Genomic DNA, 14,948 nt, shown 5'->3' with positions numbered 1-14,948 from the left:
GTCGAGTGGTCGCATTCCCAAAGCTACGATCGCGGTGGCGACGTCGGTTCACGCACGGGCAGCGCGCTCCAAGCGCGGGCCTGATGGTTCGACGGCGTGACGCACACCTTGCCGGATCGCGCCAAACGCGGCGACGGCGGGCGGATCTGGTCGCCATCGTCTTCCTCGTCCTCGAAGGCCGCTGCCATCCGCTTGTCGTATCGCGCGTCGACGCCGCAGCAGCGCACCTGGACGCGTCCCCGCCAAGAGGCCCAGATGAGGTAGGCGACCGGGGCGACCACGAGCGCGGCGAGCACGAACTTCATGGACCCAGGCTAGGGCCTGAAGTCCTGGGGATGTGTGGGCCCGCACACAGATCGGGCGACGGGAAGGCCTCGTGACGCCCACCGTGTTCCCGCGCCAAGGTCAAGCGATGGGGAGGCACAGTGCGAGTGGTGCAAACATGGGGCACGTTGCGCAAGCACGCCCAGGAGCTGGCCGCAACCTTGGGGGTGACTGACACCGAACGCGCGCAGATCTACTCGCGGCGGTGGGCCGAACTCCCTGAGTCGGCGAGGACGGCGAACCAGATGGTGGGCCGGATCGCGGTGGGCTGCGAGGGGACCCACGGCGTGTTCCCTCGGTGCAATCTGACCTGCTCGCCGTGCTACCACTCGGAGGACGCGAACAAGGTCGCGGTCGATGGTGCTCACACGGTCGCACGGGTTCGCGAGCAGATGGCGCATCTGCGCGGCCGGCGAGGAGCCCGCGCGCACGCTCAGCTCATCGGTGGGGAGGTGTCGCTGCTGGACGCCGAGTCGCATGCTGCTGCGCTGCAGGAGATGCGGCTGGCGGGTCGTGAGCCGATGAGCTTCACGCACGGCGACTTCGACGAGGAGTACCTGCGCAGTTTGGCCCTGGGTGGGGACGGACGGCCTCGGTTCGCACGCCTGTCGTTCGCAGCGCATTTCGACTCGCTCATGCGAGGACGCCGAGGCGTGCCGAGGCCCCGCCGTGAGGAGGATCTCGATCCGTATCGGCGTCGGTTCGTGGAGATGTTCGAGCGGCTGCGCCGCGACTACGGCGTGCGCTACTACCTGGCCCACAACATGACGGTGACTCCGGGCAATGTTGCGGAGGTCGAGGGGGTCACGCGTTCGGTGATGCGGATGGGCTACTCGATGCTGTCGTTCCAGCCGGCAGCGTTTGTCGGTGACGACCGCCGTTGGCGCGAGGGTTTCCGCGACGTCACCGGGGACGACGTGTGGGGCGAGATCGAGCGTGGCGCGGGCACTCGCCTGCCGTGGCGCTCGTTGCAGATGGGGGACCCGCGCTGCAACCGATCCGCGTTCGGAGTGCTGGTGGGCGAGAAGTGGATACCGTTCTTCGACGACGTCGACCCTCGAGACGTTCGAGTCCGGGACGCGTTCCTCGAGCACTTCACTGCCGTGCCGCTCGGCGGAGTTCCACTCTGGGTTGCTGCCGCGCGAGCGCTTCAGGTCGCCGCTCGGCATCCTCACGCCGCATGGCTCGGCATCGAGCACGGCTGGCGACTGATCGGCAGAGCAGGTGGCCCCCGCAAGATGCTCGCGGGCACGCGCCTGATGACCTTCGTCATGCATTCGTTCATGGACGCCGCGCAGGTGGCACCGGCGTGGGCGATGCTCCAGGACGGAATCGTGAGCGAGGATCCGGAGGTGCGGGCGGTCCAGGAGCGGCTGCAGGCCTGCGTGTACACGATGTCTCACCCTGAGGCCGACCTGCTCGTCCCCGCCTGCGCCCAGCACAGCGTCTACGACCCCGACGAGAACCGCGAGCTTCGGGTGCTGCTGCCGATCGTCGAGGTCCGGCAACGGTCAGACGGAGGCTCCTCTATCGGTCACCGCGCCGCGGCGGACAAGGCCCGGTAGCCGACCACGATGCGCTGAGCTCCGCTGAGCAGGACGAAGGCGGCCCACACCCAGGCCACCTGCGCCGCCCACCAGGGGATCAGGCACCACAGGGTGTGCACGAGGACCGTCTCGGTGCCTTCGGCCAGACCTCCGAGGAACGACAACGAGCGACCGTCATCGATGCGGGCCGAGCTGCGCTCGGCCGCCGCCGAGAAGGCCAGGAAGGCCGATCCGTTGACGTAGTAGGCGAACAGCACCAGCAGGAAGGGCAGCATCTGCTCGCTCGCCCCGACTGCCACCCCGACGACGAAAGCGCCGTAGACGACGAAGTCGACCGAGATGTCGAGGAAGCCACCCGCTGACGACGGCCCCGGCGTCCGTCGCCGCGCCAATGCTCCGTCCAGGCCGTCGGCGACGCGCGACGCGATCCAGAGCAGCGCCGCCGCCCACCACCATCGGCCCGCGGCAGCGACGGCGCCGCCGAGACCGAGCGCGAGGCCGAGCAGGGTGAGCCGTGCCGGTGTCGCCACCGGGCGGTCGATAGCTCGGGCGAGCCGGTCCACGCCGCCTGCCAGCCGGGGACGCAACGCTGCGTCGATCATCCGATCACCTCCTGTCGTCGGTGCCAGTCAGCCCGCGCGCTGGGAAGGCTTCGGGAGGCTCGCTGTGTTCCCGGGGCGAACGCAGACCGTCACGAGGAGGACCGATGACGTCGGCACGACGTGTGTGGCGACCCCTTGTGCCCCGATCACGCCTGGCCCTGCTGGCCTCGTCCGTCCTGCTTCTCAGCGCATGTTCCGCTGCGGTAGCGGGAACCGGCGGTGCGACGTCATCACCTGCGGCCGGCACCTGGGCTCATACCCTGGCAGCAGCACGTGGGCAGTCGGTGTCGCTGTGGATGTGGAGTGGGGATCCGCAGGGCAACGCGTACGTCGACGACGTGCTGGCTCCCGCCGCGGCCGCCCTCGGCGTCACGCTCAAGCGCGTCCCCATCACGGACACCAAGGACGCTATCGACCGCATCGCGGCCGAGAAGCAGGCGGGAGTCACGGACGGGTCGGTGGACCTGGTGTGGGTCAACGGGGACAACTTCAGCACCGGGCGGCAGGCCGGCCTGTGGGCGTGCGGGTGGACCTCGCAGCTGCCGAGCATGACGTACGTCGATCCGAACGACCCGCTGATCACACATGACTTCGGGACACCGGTCGACGGGTGCGAAGCGCCGTGGCACAAGGCGCAGTTCACCTTCGTCTACGACTCTGCGCGGGTCAGCGACCCGCCTCGCAGCCTGCTCGGCCTGCTCGCTTGGGCGAAGGCGCACCCCGGCCGATTCACCTACCCCGCACCACCGGACTTCACCGGGTCGGTGTTCGTGCGTGAGGCGCTCTACGCGACCGCTGGCGGCTACCGCTCCGTGCCCGCATCCCCTGACGGTTCGAAGGCCACCAGCGAGGCAGACGCGTTGTGGTCGGCGCTGTCGGGGCTCGCCCCCTCGTTATGGCGTCAGGGCGCGACTTACCCCAAGGACTCCATGGCCCTGGACCAGCTCTTTGCTGGCGGCCAGGTCGACTTCACGATGACGTACGGGCCGGCCACGCTCACCGGCTTGGTCGACCGCGGGACCTTCCCGCGCACAACCCGGGTGCTACCCCTCGACGAGGGGACCGTGGGCAACGCCAACTTCTTGGCCATCCCCAGCACCTCAGGACACCAGGCAGCCGCCGAAGTCGTGGCCGACCTCGCCCTCTCCCCTGCCCAGCAACTGGCTGCCGCCCAGCCCTCGGTGTGGGGCCAGTTCACCGTCCTGGACCAGTCGCGGCTCACCCCCGGCGACCGGGCCGCCTTCACGGCCCTGCCCGCCTCCGCCGTAGTGCCGCCGTACGTCGAGCTCTCCCGAAACGCCAACCCCGAGCTAGCGGCGACGTGGGTACCGGTCCTCGACGACGGGTGGCGCCGTCATGTGCTCGCCGGTGGAGCATGAGCCGGTCCGGTTGGCTGCTGCTTGCGCCGGCAGGTGCCCTGCTGGCCGTGCTCGGCGTCGCCCTGGCCAGCGGCCTTCTGCAGAGTCTCGGCGCCGACTCGCTCACCGGCGATGGGCGACTGTCCCTCGATGCGTACCGGGCCCTGCTCGGGGACGAGCCCGTCGTGTCGTCCCTAGGCGTCGGGCTGGTCGTCGCCAGCGCCGCCACCTGTCTCGCGATCACGACCGGGTTGCTGACCGTGGCGGCCGTCCGAGCGGGACGGCGTACCGGACGTGTGGTCGCGACGCTGGCCGCGGCCACCGTGCCGCTGCCGCACCTCGTGGGGGCGGTGGCATTCGCACTGCTCCTCTCGGACTCGGGGTTCCTGGCCCGCATCGTGCATGCCGCGCCCGGATCCTTCCCGCCGTGGGTCGGCGGTCACTGGTATGCGGCCGTCGTCCTGGAGCTCGCCTGGAAGGAGTCGGCGTTCATCGCGCTCGTCGTGCTCGCGGCGTTGCCCGCCGACCTCGAGGAGCGCGAGGACGCGTTGGCCGTCCTCGGCGCGGGCGCGCGACGACGCTGGCTCGCAGTGTCCCTGCCGGCATCGCGAACCGCGCTCGTCGTCGCATCCACCGTGGCCTTCACCTACGCGCTCGGCTCGTACGAGGTTGCCTGGTTGCTCGGACCGGCCCTTCCCGAGACCCTGCCGGAGACGGCCTATCGACTGTTCACCTCGACTGATTTTGCGGCTCGTCCCGAGGCGTTCGCCGCGACGTCCGTGCTGGTGACCGCGTGCCTCGGGGCCACGCTCGCGGGACTCTCGCTGCTGCGTTCCCCCGCACGGACGACGCCATGACCAGGCCGCCGTCCACCCGCTCGAGGGCTCTCCAAGCAACGCTCGCCGTCTGGTATGTCGTCCCGCTTGTCCCGCTTGCGCTGTGGTCGGTCGCCACCCGGTGGAGCTACCCGGCCCCGCTACCCCAGCAGTGGGGCCTCGGAGCGGCCGCCGACCGCGGCGCACTCGTCGCGGCCACCGGTGCCTCGGTCGCGCTGGGCCTTCTTACGGTCGCGCTGGCGGTACCGGCGGGAGCGAGCGCAGCACTCGCGGTGCGCGCTCTGCCACCGCGACTGCTGCGGGTCGCCCAGGTGGCGCTCCTGTCACCCGTCGCGGTCCCGCCGCTGGCGCTGGCGCTGGGGGCCACGCCCGTGCTGCTGCGCCTGCGTGTGCCCAGCCTCGCCGGTGTGGCTCTGCTGCTGGCAGGACTGGCCCTGCCCTACACCTTCCTCGCCGTGCGAGGTGCGCTGCAGGAGTACGACTGGTCCGTGGAGGAGCAGGCGCGGTTGCTCGGGGCCACCACCTCCGTGGTGGTCCGGGCAGTCCGTACGCCCGCACTGCGACGGCCACTGGCGCTCGCCGCATTCCTGGCCTTCCTGATCGCCAGCAGCGACTACATCGTCACCGTGGTCGTGGGTGGGGGCACCGTCGTGACCTTGCCGCTGCTCGTGGCGGGTGCCGCCTCTGGGACGGGCAACGAGCACGTCGTGGCCGTCGTGTCGATGCTGGCCGCGCTGCCGCCGCTCCTCCTGGCTCTAGCCCTGCTCCGTCCGACGATGATCCACAGCCCCGCTCGCGCCGATACCCGCGTGGTCGAACCGGCTCTCGTGCCATGACCGGCGAACTTCGGATCAGCAACGTGACCCGGTGGTACACGGGGACACCGACCCCCGCGCTCGACGCTGTCGAGCTGACCGTGCCCGCGGGCGAGTGCACCGCACTGATCGGCCCGTCGGGATCGGGGAAGACGACGCTGCTGCGGATCGTGGCAGGCCTGGAACATCCCGACGACGGAGAGGTCCTGCTCGACGGCAGCACCATCACGTGCCTGGCATCCGAGCGACGTGGCATGGCCATGGTGTTCCAGCGCCCTGCCCTGCTCGCGCATCTCGACGTGCGGGACAACGTCGCCTTCGCAGCCCGGATGCGCGGCTGCTCACGTCGCACCGCGCGACAAGTCGCCAACGACTACCTCGCCCTCGTGGGGATCGTCGGCATGGGCGACAGAGCGATCACGACTCTGTCTGGAGGGCAGGCTCAGCGGGTTTCCCTCGCGCGCGCTCTGGCTCGGGAGCCGCGAGTCCTGCTGCTCGATGAACCGTTCAGCGCCCTGGACCGACCACTGGCCGACGAGCTGCACGAGCTGCTGCTCGAGCTTCGCGCGATGCTGGCCCCCACCATCCTGCTGGTGACCCATGATCGGGCTGAGGCGGCACGTATCGCGGACTCGGTCGCCGTTCTCGACGACGGCAGACTCCTGCAGCACGCCGCCACTGCGGTCCTGCACGCCCGCCCCGCCAGTGCTCACGTGCATCATCTGCTCGGTGGCCTCATCGCGATCGAGGGCCGGGTCGCAGGGGGCGACCACGTCTCGTCGCTCGGTCGGCTCCGGCTTCCCCCAGACACGCGGCGCGCCGAAGGACCCGGGTTGCTGCTGCTGCGCCACGAATCGTTGCGCGTCGTCGACCGGACCGACGCGGCGGCGGATGTCGTCGGCCAGGTGGTGGAACGACGCGCGGCAGGCGCACGGGACCGACTCTCGGTTGCCTGCGGGTCCCAGGTCCTGCACGTCGAGGTCCCCGCCACCGACCCCGTCCGGATCGGCGACGTCGTCGGGGTGTCGATCCCGATCGAAGCGCGCCACGTCGTGGACGCCGCGGCGCAGCCCGTCGCGCACCCGATGACGGTCTGAGGTCAGGCCTCCGGCCGGTCGATCGACTCGGTCGCGCGCCGCAGGGCCTCCTGGGCACGCCGGACCGCGTCGTCGTCAGGCGTCAGCGCATCGCCGAGCCGACCCAGGCTGCGGTGCAGGCTGCGATACTCCTCAGCCAGGCCCTGGCACCGCACGCAGCCCTGCAAGTGCACCTCGACCTCGCGGACCTCCTCGGTGGTGAGCAGCGCCGAGGGGTCGCGGTCGAGGAAGCGCTGGAGCCGCTTGCGGGTGCGCCGGCACTCGAGCGCCTGCCGGATCGACATCATGCGAACCTCCCGGTGGCGCGCAACGTGGTCCGCATCCGATCGCGGGCACGGCTCAACCTCGACATCACGGTGCCCACCGGGATGCCCAGCGCGTCACCGCACTCCGCGTAGGTGAGCCCATGCACGTCGATGAGCACGAGCACAGTGCGAAATCGCTCGTCGAGCGCCCGCAGCGCATCAGCGACGTCGGTGTCGAGCGTGTTGTCGATCACCGGCTGGTCGGCGGCCACCGGTCGCGCGGCGCCGAACGCCGGTCGCGGGTTGGCCAGTCCGTCCCAGTCGTCGACCAGGTCCGGCCGTGTCCGGCGGCGCAGATTCGACGCGGTGTTCCGCAGGATCGTGAGCAGCCACGCCCGCGGATGCCGGCCGTCGAACGAGTCGAGCGCTCGGTAGGCTCGGATCAGCGTCTCCTGGACGAGGTCGTCGGCGTCCGCGGCCGACCCCGTCAGCGTGCGGGCCACGCGGAGCAGGACGGGGATCTCGGGCTCGACGTAGGCGGCGAAGCCCTCGGCCCGACGATCGCCCGTGAGATCCGCGCCGGTCACCGCACCAGTATCCCCGGCCCCGCGACGCCGCGATCGCACACCCGGACCGTGGGCCCGATCACGGACCCAGGTCGATCCTGGGGGGCAGGGTGCAAGGGCGCCCGAGGCGGCGGTCATCGATCGCCTCGGGCGTCCAACTCGACCACACGGGTCGCGACCGTGCGGCGCACCGACACGGGCAGCGAACGTCCAGCCCCCGCGGTCCGCGCCAGCAGGTCAGCGGCGCGCCGTCGACGCACGGGCGGCACGTCCGGGAGGTACAGGGCCTGGACGGCCAGGTGCGCGTCGGCCGGGCCCTCGAGCGGAAAGGCGAAGCGCAGCGCCTCGTCTCGTGCCAGGTGGAGGCCGCGCTCCCGCAGCAGGCGGGCCACTGTCCTCGAGCGGTAGCGGTGAGGTAGCTGGGGTGGACGACCCAGCCCGACGGCGAGGGGCAGGACGTGGAGAAGGTCCGACAGGTCGAACGGTCGACCCGCTGGGCGGATCGTGGCGAACGTGCCTCCGGGACGCAGCACGCGTGCGACCTCGTCAAGGACGAGGTCGAGCCTGTCGAAGAGCATGATCGCCATGGAGCAGGTGACCGCGTCGACGGACGCGTCGGTCAGCGGCAGCCGTTCGACATCCGCGACGGCCAGGGCCGAGCGCCCCACGCGCACGCCTGCTCGCAGCTCGGGCTCGGACAGGTCGAGCCCGACGTAACCGGTTCCCGGAGGGAGGTGCTGCTGCAGCGGGGCGCTGCCGCACGCCAGATCGACCACCGTGCCCGGCGAGACGGGCAGCGCGGCTACGACCCACTGGTAAGGCGTTCCGGCGTCAGGGTGCGTCGATCGGGTGATCACCGCTTCGGTGATCCCGGGCCGTGCAGCGTGGTAGTCGCGGAGGTAGTCGGCCCAGCCCGCCGAGCGTTCGAGGGGAGTTCTCACCGCTCGCCCGACCTGGCACCCCCGGGCCGCAACCAGTCGAGCAGCTCAGAGATCGACCGCTCGGTGATCGTCTCGGCGTCGCGGAGCACGACCGTCGACACTGATCGGTTCCCGCCGTTGCCTCGCATCAACGGTGCGGCAGCCGCGGCATCGTCCTCGATGTCGCCGCACCAGCTGGGCGTGTACGACGGGATGGTCTCGGGCATGGCACCTCCGCAGCGACGACCTCGACGCAGCAACCCGACGGGCAGACCGATTCCTTCCCGACGGGTGGCGTCGCGGTCGGGAAGCAATCCCGGAGGTCATCGGGTTGCGCACGCGACAAGGGCGGCCGGCGACCCGGAAGGACGTCAGGATGGCCAGGGGCAGGCGCGCGCCAGATCTCGTGGTGGTAGGCGGAGGAACCGCAGGGATCGTGGCTGCGGCGACGGCGGCGGCCCTAGGTGCCGAGGTCGTGCTCGTCGAGCAGCAACGGACCGGGGGCGACTGCCTGTGGACCGGGTGCGTCCCGTCGAAGGCGTTGCTGGCCGCAGCGGCTGCTGCCGCACACGCGCGCGGCGCCGCGCCGCTCGGTATCGACGCGGCGGTCACCGTGCGCTTCGCCGACGTGATGCAGCACGTGCGTGCCGCGATCGCCACGATCGAGCCGGACGACGCCCCGGCGGCCTTGGAGCGAGCCGGCGTACGCGTTGTGCACGGCCGCGCCCGGTTCACCGGACCATGCGACGTGGCTGTGGGCGACGAGACGCTGCCCTTCGAGCGCGCGGTGCTGGCCACCGGTGCCCGTCCCACGATCCCCTCCCTCCCAGGGCTCGCCGACGTCGATCCGCTCACCAGCGACACCCTGTGGGAGCTCGACGCCCTGCCCCCTCGCCTGGTGGTGCTGGGCGGTGGCGGCATCGGCTGCGAGCTGGGGCAGGCGTTCGCGCGACTCGGCAGCGACGTCACCGTCATCGAGTCGTTGCTGCGTCTGCTCCCCCGTGAGGACCCCGACGCGTCGGCGCTCGTCACCGCTGCGCTGCGCCGCGACGGCGTCCGGGTCCTGACCGGGCACGCGGTCACGGCCGTGACAGGTTCCCCCGCTGGGGGCGACGTGATCGTCGGTGGAAGCGAGCACGTGCCGTTCGACCGGATCCTCGTGGCGGTCGGTCGCACACCGGCCACGAGCGGTCTGGACCTCGACCGGGCATTGATCCGATGCGATGCGCGCGGCAACGTCGTCGTCGACCGCCACCTGCGCACCAGCAACGCTCGGATCTGGGCGGCGGGCGACCTCACCGGGCATCCGCAGCTCACCCACGTCGCCGGCGTCCACGGCGGCATCGCCGCCACCAACGCCGTCCTGGGCCTGCGACGAGCCGTCACAGGGCGCGCGGTGCCACGGGTGACGTTCACCGACCCGGAGGTCGCGGCGGTCGGCGCGGGTGCCGACGACCCGGGCGTTCGCTCGGTGACCCGGCTGCACGATCACGTGGACCGCGCCGTGGCGGACGGGAGGACGGCAGGGTTCGCGAGGCTCCACCTCGACGCACGGAACCGCATCGTGGGAGCGACCGTCGTCGGCCCTCGGGCCGGCGAGTCCCTGGCCGAACTGACCCTGGCCGTGCGCCTCGGGCTCCGAGCGCGGGACCTCGCGGCGACGACTCACCCGTACCCGACGTACGGGGACGGGCCCTGGAACGCGGCCATCGACGTCGTGCGCGCCGGGCTCGCCGCGCCCGCCGCCTCCAGGGCCGTGCGCACCCTTCTGGCCGCGCGTCGAGCCCTCACCCGCTGACTCAGGCCCGCCTTACCGCGTGCCCGCCGGTCACGGCCGTCGATCCACCCGACGTCGCGAGATCGGCCAGCGCAGCACGGTCCTGCACGCGGATCCGCCCGCGCCTCGACGTCACCAGCCCCCGGCCCCGCAGGTCGCCGAGCACCTTTGTCACCGTCTCGCGCGTGGTCCCCACCAGGTCGGCGAGCTGCTCGTGGGTCAACCTCACGTCGTCGTCGCCGGAGCCTGCCAACAGCGCGAGAGTCGAGGCCACGCGCGACGGGACCGAGCGGAACACCGCGTCCTCGAGCCGGCGTTCGAGCTCCGACACGCGCTCCCCCAACGTCGTGGCCAGCCTGGCAGCAACCCGCCCGTCGCCGAGCACGAGCCGCTCCACGTCGTCACGGCTCATGAGGCAGACCAGGCTCGGCTCGAGGGTCTCCGCCCCCGAGCCCGCCATGCGCAGGCCGAGCTCGGGCATCTCACCGAAGATCTCGCCACGCTCGACGATCGACATCGTCAGACTGCGGCCATCCTCGGCCAACCGGTAGACCCGTACCCGTCCACGTTTGAGGATGAACAGCACCGGGTGCTCATCGCCGGGGCGATACACAACGGTCGACGCCCCGACCTCGCGCATGGGTGCGGCCCGGGCGATCCGTTCCATGTCCGACGCAGGCAGGTCCCGGAAGATGTCGACCTCCGCCAACCGCCACTCGGGCGCCCAGCGATCCGGACTCCAACCCGGCGGCCGGGCGGCCGTCGTCACCGTCGCGCTCCATCGATGAGGGTCACCAGGTCCTCCGCACGCGGGTTCCCCAACGAGACCACCCGATCGTCGAGCACGTAGGTCGGCGTGCCTACGAACGCGAGCCCGGATGGGACGCCGTGGAGGTCGACGTCGACGACCTCGACCTCCACGGCAGGCAGCGCGCGGGCGACGTCAGCGGCGACCGACCGTGCCGTACCGCACCCGGGACAGTCGCCGGACACCAGCACGGTGAGCCGCTGGCCACTCCCCGAACGGTCAGGCATCCGCGTTCCGGCGCACGACCCATCCGGCGACCAAGCCGAGCACGAGACCGTAGATCATGTGCCCCATCAAGGACTTCCAGACGGTGTCGTTGAACTGGAACAGCGGCATCCCGAGCTTGGCCGGCATCAGCACGAGCGGGCCGAGCACCCACCACACCACCCCGTAGACAAGACCGGCGCCCGCGTAAGCGCCGAGTCGCAGAGCGCGCCCCGCGAGCAGCAACCCGAACAACGCGCCGATGACAGCCGAGATGGCCAGGTGCACCACCCAACCGACAGCGACCGAGCTGCTCCCTACCAGCGCCGCGATCATCGGGATGAAGCCCATCATCTGCATCATCATCCCGAAGACCATGCCGCCGGCGAGGCCTCCGACGACCCCCGCGACGACGGTGCGCGATGCGGGCGATGCGCCGACCTTGGCGACCGTGGTGGATGTAGTCGTGGTCATGTCGTCTCCTCTGGTTACGTGCTCGGACGAGCGTGACGACGGTAGGAGCGTTCGCGGCACTCGTCGGTGGGCCAGCCCACGTTCGTCCGGACGGCCCGGGAACCCGTCGGGAATCGTCGGCCATTCCCGCAGGGTTCCCGAGCCGGCGGACAAGGAGTGGACCATGGGCGTTGCCGAGGAACGAGCGACGGATCTGGCGTGGTCGAGATGGAGCGAGTGCGCCACACTCATCGCGCGGGGCCGAACGGTTCGCCCCGCCGCCCGGATCGCACTCGTCGTCGGAACCCTGCTCACCGTGGTCAACCAGTTCGCCGTGCTGACCTCGGGTGATCACAGCCCTGCGACCGCGGCGCGCGTGGCCGCCAACTACGCGATCCCCTACGTCGTCTCGAGCATCGGGTTCCTGTCCGGCTTCCGATCTACGCGCTCCGACTGAACGCGCCACGTGGCCACCTGCCGAGGTGCGCCCGCCTCAGGCCCGCTGCTTCCGCGGTTTCGCGGCCTTGGGCGGCATCTCCGCCACGAACGCCAGGGACCGGGCGATCCACGAGGTCGCCTTCGAGCGTGGCGAGCGCCACGCCGAGGGCAGCGTGACGTAGCCGCCCATCGGACGCTCCGGCGGCCCGAACGGGCCGGCTCCCGCGATCGCCAGCAGGGCCTCACGGTCCTCAGCCGACAGCTTCACGCCGACGTCACCACCGAACGAGCCCATGAACATGTTGCCGTTCACGTACGCCCCGAGGTTGCCGAACATCGGCTTCACGACGACGTCTGGCCGGTCCGGGACCAGCGCGAGGAACCGCGCCTTGTCCTCGTCGGTCATCCTGGGGATCTCCACCTACGACCTCCGATACGAACCGACCGATGCGTGCCATGACGGGCCGTCGTTCACTGCCTGGAACGGGCGGTCGACAACATGATCTGACGCGACTCTAGGCCTGGCGGACACAGCGCGGCGATACTGACCTCTCTCAGACCAGGCGCTCTCGGAGGTAGCACCGTGGAGAAGTACCTCGTGCTCTACCGATCCACCATGACCGCAGGCGAGCAGATGGCCGCCGGCACCCCGGAACAGCGACAGGCCGGCATGGAGGCTTGGATGGCCTGGGGCGCGTCGGCCGGCGATGCTCTAGTCGACTGGGGCTCCCCCACTCAGCCTGTCTCCGACGGCGACCCCGGTCCAGCGGGTTGGGTGGGCGGATACTCCATCCTGGAAGCCGAAGATGACGACGCCGTCCAGCAGATCCTCGCCGCGCACCCGCACCATGAGGTCGGCACCATCGAGGTGCTCCGACTGCTGCCCATGCCGGGCTCGATGTGACCTCGAGCCACCAAGATCATTGGTGCCATTCTGGTTGCCATTCTCGGCAGTTCCGGTCGATTCGCGCACGAACGCGGACGTGCGCATGTTGCCCTGACCTGCGGAAATGCACTTTCGGGACTTCCGCCGAATGCGCTCCGAGCCCTCTCTTAATCCGCGGGTTGTAGGTTCAAGTCCTACGCGGCGTACGTGTGCAGAGGCTCGGTCTTCGGACCGGGCCTCTGCTGTTTCACCTGCGGCGATACCCGATTTGGGCTCGTCTTCTGAACCCATAGACAGAGCCTCCAGAGACCCTGCCTCGAGGGCGTCTTCAGGGGACCTGGGTTCATTCTGGGTTCGGCGGTCTGTGCGCGGGACCAAGGCGGCTGCGGCGGTGGCGGCTTGCTGGCCGACCCCTTCGAGTAGGTGCGAGTAGGTGTCCGAGGTGATCGCGAGTGAGCCGTGTCCGAGTCGCTTGCTGACAACGGCCATCGGGACGCCGGCGGCGAGCATGAGGCTGGCCTGCCCGTGGCGTAGGTCGTGGAGCCGCACCGGTCGGAGCCCGGCAGCGTCGGAGAGTTCGCGGAAGCGTTTGGTGACGGTCTCGGGGTGCAGCGGCGAGCCGTCCTCCTTGGTGAAGACGTGGCCGCTGTCGACCCAGGCGCTCCCCCACTCGTCGCGTTGCTGCTGCTGGCGAAGCTGGTGGCTGAGCAGAGCACCGATAGTGGCTTCGTCGAGGTCGACGACACGGTCCTGACCGCTGGCGGTCTTGACCGGGCCGACGTGTGTGGCGTGACCGAGCTGCACGATCTGACGGCGGACGACCAGCCGGGACCGTTCGACGTCGATGTCGTCCCACCGCAGGCCGAGGAGCTCACCACGTCGTAGGCCGGTGAAGGCCGCGACCTCGTAGAGCGGGCCGAGGGGGTCTGAGGCGCAGTGGTCGAGGAACGCACCGAGCTCGTCGGCTTCCCACGGTTGCACGTGGGGTCGGGTAACCCGGGGGAGTTCGACGTCGACGGCGGGGTTGTAGGGGATGTAGCGGGCCCGCTTGGCGCTGGCGAACGCGGAGCGCATGGTGGCGTGGATGCGCCGCACCGTCGCCGGCCCCGGCGTGCGCCCCTTCTCCTTCGGCACGGCCGCGAGGCGGAGGACTTCCTCGACGTGCGGAGGTCGCACGTCGCGCAGGCGGAGGTTGCCGATGACGGGGGTGATGTAGCCGGTGATGTGCCAGCGGTAGGAGCGCTCGGTCGTCGGGCGCAGGCCGTTGGCGACCTTCTTGGCCAGCCAGTCGGTGAGGAACTCGCTCACCGTGAGGTTGCGGTCATCGGTCCAGGCGCCGGTGTTCTGCGCTTCCGCGAACGCGGTCAGCGCGGCCTGGGCGTCGGCCTGGGTCGCGAACCCGCCCCGCTTGACCTGGCGGCGTTTCCCGTCGGTGCTGCGGGTCTCGGCGGCGAAGTACCAGCTGCCGTGCTTGCGCTTGCACGCCAACACCTTCCCGGCCTCGTTCGTCACCGGCGCGCAGGGGCAGCGCTTGAAGGTGAACCCGCCACTCATGCGACACCCCTCCTCGATCCCCGAACCACTGGCACAGGCGCCTGCCCGTGGGTCCCGTCGTTGATTGTCGGCTCCGCCGCCGACACCGGCAACGCCCTCGCGATGGTTCCGTGGACGTGACTCGCACCCTGCCCGGGTCCCGCGTCAGAGGCGGGTTCCCGTTCGGCACCGAGCAGGCGGACGAGCGGCTCGGTCGGGATCTTGATCAACGTCCCCACGTGGAGCACGGTGGTGGGCCACTCCCCTCGGCGGACCAGCTCGTAGGCCAGCGAGCGGCCGATGCCGAGGACCTTCGCGGCGGTGGGGACGTCCAGGACGGGTGGGAGTTCGTCGAGCTCATTGCGGTTCATCTCGGCCTCCGGGTGGGGTTGTCTCGGGCTCGGGACTGATGAGTCCCTCTATCTGGAGGTGTGCACGACATATCGGCAACACCGAGTTCGCTGGGCCACGATCCGGACACGATCCGCATCGCCGTCCGCGCACGTCCGTCTGCTCTCGCGTGGTGGTGAAACGCGGCG

Annotated in this window: 19 protein-coding genes; 7 read left to right on the top strand and 12 right to left on the bottom strand. The window is 70.6% G+C overall.

Annotated features, from left to right (window positions below; translation table 11 throughout):
• Positions 1–23: 23 nt before the first annotated feature.
• Positions 24–305: a hypothetical protein gene (locus GC157_16230; GenBank protein MBI1379007.1), complete on the bottom strand. Its 282-nt coding sequence runs from the start codon at positions 303–305 to the stop codon at positions 24–26.
• Positions 306–434: 129 nt separating this feature from the next.
• Between GC157_16230 and GC157_16225 the strand changes: the two genes are divergently transcribed.
• Positions 435–1,889, top strand: a complete 1,455-nt coding sequence (locus GC157_16225; GenBank protein ID MBI1379006.1) for a radical SAM domain-containing protein — start codon at positions 435–437, stop codon at positions 1,887–1,889.
• On the opposite strand, the gene GC157_16220 is transcribed toward GC157_16225, so the two are convergent.
• Complete coding sequence (locus GC157_16220) at positions 1,859–2,473, bottom strand: CDP-alcohol phosphatidyltransferase family protein (GenBank protein MBI1379005.1); 615 nt, start codon at positions 2,471–2,473, stop codon at positions 1,859–1,861. The genes GC157_16225 and GC157_16220 overlap by 31 nt on opposite strands.
• Positions 2,474–2,577: 104 nt before the next feature.
• On the opposite strand from GC157_16220, the gene GC157_16215 reads away from it, so the two are divergent.
• Genes GC157_16215 through GC157_16200 form a run of 4 tightly spaced genes read left to right on the top strand, consistent with a single transcriptional unit; the run spans position 2,578 to position 6,579 of the window.
• Entirely contained in the window at positions 2,578–3,852 is a 1,275-nt protein-coding gene (locus tag GC157_16215) for an ABC transporter substrate-binding protein (protein MBI1379004.1), read from the top strand.
• Complete coding sequence (locus tag GC157_16210) at positions 3,849–4,688, top strand: ABC transporter (protein ID MBI1379003.1); 840 nt, start codon at positions 3,849–3,851, stop codon at positions 4,686–4,688. Before GC157_16215 ends, GC157_16210 begins: the two co-directional genes overlap by 4 nt.
• A complete protein-coding gene (locus tag GC157_16205; protein ID MBI1379002.1) occupies positions 4,685–5,503 on the top strand; it encodes an ABC transporter permease subunit in 819 nt (272 codons plus the stop codon). Before GC157_16210 ends, GC157_16205 begins: the two co-directional genes overlap by 4 nt.
• Positions 5,500–6,579, top strand: a complete 1,080-nt coding sequence (locus GC157_16200) for an ATP-binding cassette domain-containing protein (protein MBI1379001.1) — start codon at positions 5,500–5,502, stop codon at positions 6,577–6,579. The genes GC157_16205 and GC157_16200 overlap by 4 nt, the downstream gene beginning before the upstream one ends.
• Before the next feature lie 2 nt (positions 6,580–6,581).
• On the opposite strand, the gene GC157_16195 is transcribed toward GC157_16200, so the two are convergent.
• The 4 genes from GC157_16195 to GC157_16180 are packed head-to-tail and all read right to left on the bottom strand — an operon-like array spanning position 6,582 to position 8,537.
• On the bottom strand, positions 6,582–6,866 hold the full coding sequence (locus GC157_16195) for a zf-HC2 domain-containing protein (GenBank protein MBI1379000.1): 285 nt from the start codon (positions 6,864–6,866) through the stop codon (positions 6,582–6,584).
• Positions 6,863–7,528 (bottom strand): sigma-70 family RNA polymerase sigma factor, encoded by a 666-nt coding sequence (locus tag GC157_16190; protein MBI1378999.1) that lies wholly within the window; start codon positions 7,526–7,528, stop codon positions 6,863–6,865. The genes GC157_16195 and GC157_16190 overlap by 4 nt, the downstream gene beginning before the upstream one ends.
• A complete protein-coding gene (locus tag GC157_16185; GenBank protein ID MBI1378998.1) occupies positions 7,525–8,367 on the bottom strand; it encodes a methyltransferase domain-containing protein in 843 nt (280 codons plus the stop codon). The genes GC157_16190 and GC157_16185 overlap by 4 nt, the downstream gene beginning before the upstream one ends.
• Positions 8,328–8,537: a hypothetical protein gene (locus GC157_16180; GenBank protein ID MBI1378997.1), complete on the bottom strand. Its 210-nt coding sequence runs from the start codon at positions 8,535–8,537 to the stop codon at positions 8,328–8,330. Before GC157_16180 ends, GC157_16185 begins: the two co-directional genes overlap by 40 nt.
• Positions 8,538–8,686: 149 nt before the next feature.
• Between GC157_16180 and GC157_16175 the strand changes: the two genes are divergently transcribed.
• Entirely contained in the window at positions 8,687–10,108 is a 1,422-nt protein-coding gene (locus GC157_16175) for an FAD-dependent oxidoreductase (GenBank protein ID MBI1378996.1), read from the top strand.
• A 1-nt stretch (position 10,109) separates the two neighbouring features.
• Here GC157_16175 and GC157_16170 read toward each other — a convergent pair whose 3' ends face one another.
• The 4 genes from GC157_16170 to GC157_16155 all read right to left on the bottom strand — a co-directional run bounded on the left by GC157_16170 (position 10,110) and on the right by GC157_16155 (position 12,411).
• Positions 10,110–10,754 carry a helix-turn-helix domain-containing protein gene (locus tag GC157_16170; protein ID MBI1378995.1) on the bottom strand — a complete coding sequence of 215 codons (645 nt, stop codon included), beginning with the start codon at positions 10,752–10,754 and terminating at the stop codon, positions 10,110–10,112.
• A 98-nt stretch (positions 10,755–10,852) separates the two neighbouring features.
• Positions 10,853–11,122 (bottom strand): hypothetical protein, encoded by a 270-nt coding sequence (locus tag GC157_16165; GenBank protein MBI1378994.1) that lies wholly within the window; start codon positions 11,120–11,122, stop codon positions 10,853–10,855.
• On the bottom strand, positions 11,115–11,573 hold the full coding sequence (locus GC157_16160; GenBank protein MBI1378993.1) for a hypothetical protein: 459 nt from the start codon (positions 11,571–11,573) through the stop codon (positions 11,115–11,117). Before GC157_16160 ends, GC157_16165 begins: the two co-directional genes overlap by 8 nt.
• A 472-nt stretch (positions 11,574–12,045) precedes the next feature.
• The gene (locus GC157_16155) at positions 12,046–12,411 is read right to left on the bottom strand and encodes a hypothetical protein (GenBank protein ID MBI1378992.1); all 366 of its coding nucleotides are present in this window, start codon (positions 12,409–12,411) and stop codon (positions 12,046–12,048) included.
• Between the two features lie 162 nt (positions 12,412–12,573).
• Between GC157_16155 and GC157_16150 the strand changes: the two genes are divergently transcribed.
• Positions 12,574–12,894 carry a hypothetical protein gene (locus tag GC157_16150; protein ID MBI1378991.1) on the top strand — a complete coding sequence of 107 codons (321 nt, stop codon included), beginning with the start codon at positions 12,574–12,576 and terminating at the stop codon, positions 12,892–12,894.
• On the opposite strand, the gene GC157_16145 is transcribed toward GC157_16150, so the two are convergent.
• Positions 12,703–14,430 (bottom strand): tyrosine-type recombinase/integrase, encoded by a 1,728-nt coding sequence (locus GC157_16145; protein MBI1378990.1) that lies wholly within the window; start codon positions 14,428–14,430, stop codon positions 12,703–12,705. The two genes, GC157_16150 and GC157_16145, sit on opposite strands and share 192 nt — an antisense overlap.
• Positions 14,427–14,780 carry a hypothetical protein gene (locus GC157_16140; protein MBI1378989.1) on the bottom strand — a complete coding sequence of 118 codons (354 nt, stop codon included), beginning with the start codon at positions 14,778–14,780 and terminating at the stop codon, positions 14,427–14,429. Before GC157_16140 ends, GC157_16145 begins: the two co-directional genes overlap by 4 nt.
• Positions 14,781–14,948 lie beyond the last annotated feature (168 nt).

It is taken from the genome of Frankiales bacterium (assembly GCA_016125335.1).
Lineage (GTDB): Bacteria > Actinomycetota > Actinomycetes > S36-B12 > CAIYMF01 > Longivirga.
The sequence above is the reverse complement of the archived record's forward strand: the minus strand, read 5'-3'. Positions and strand labels throughout refer to the sequence as shown.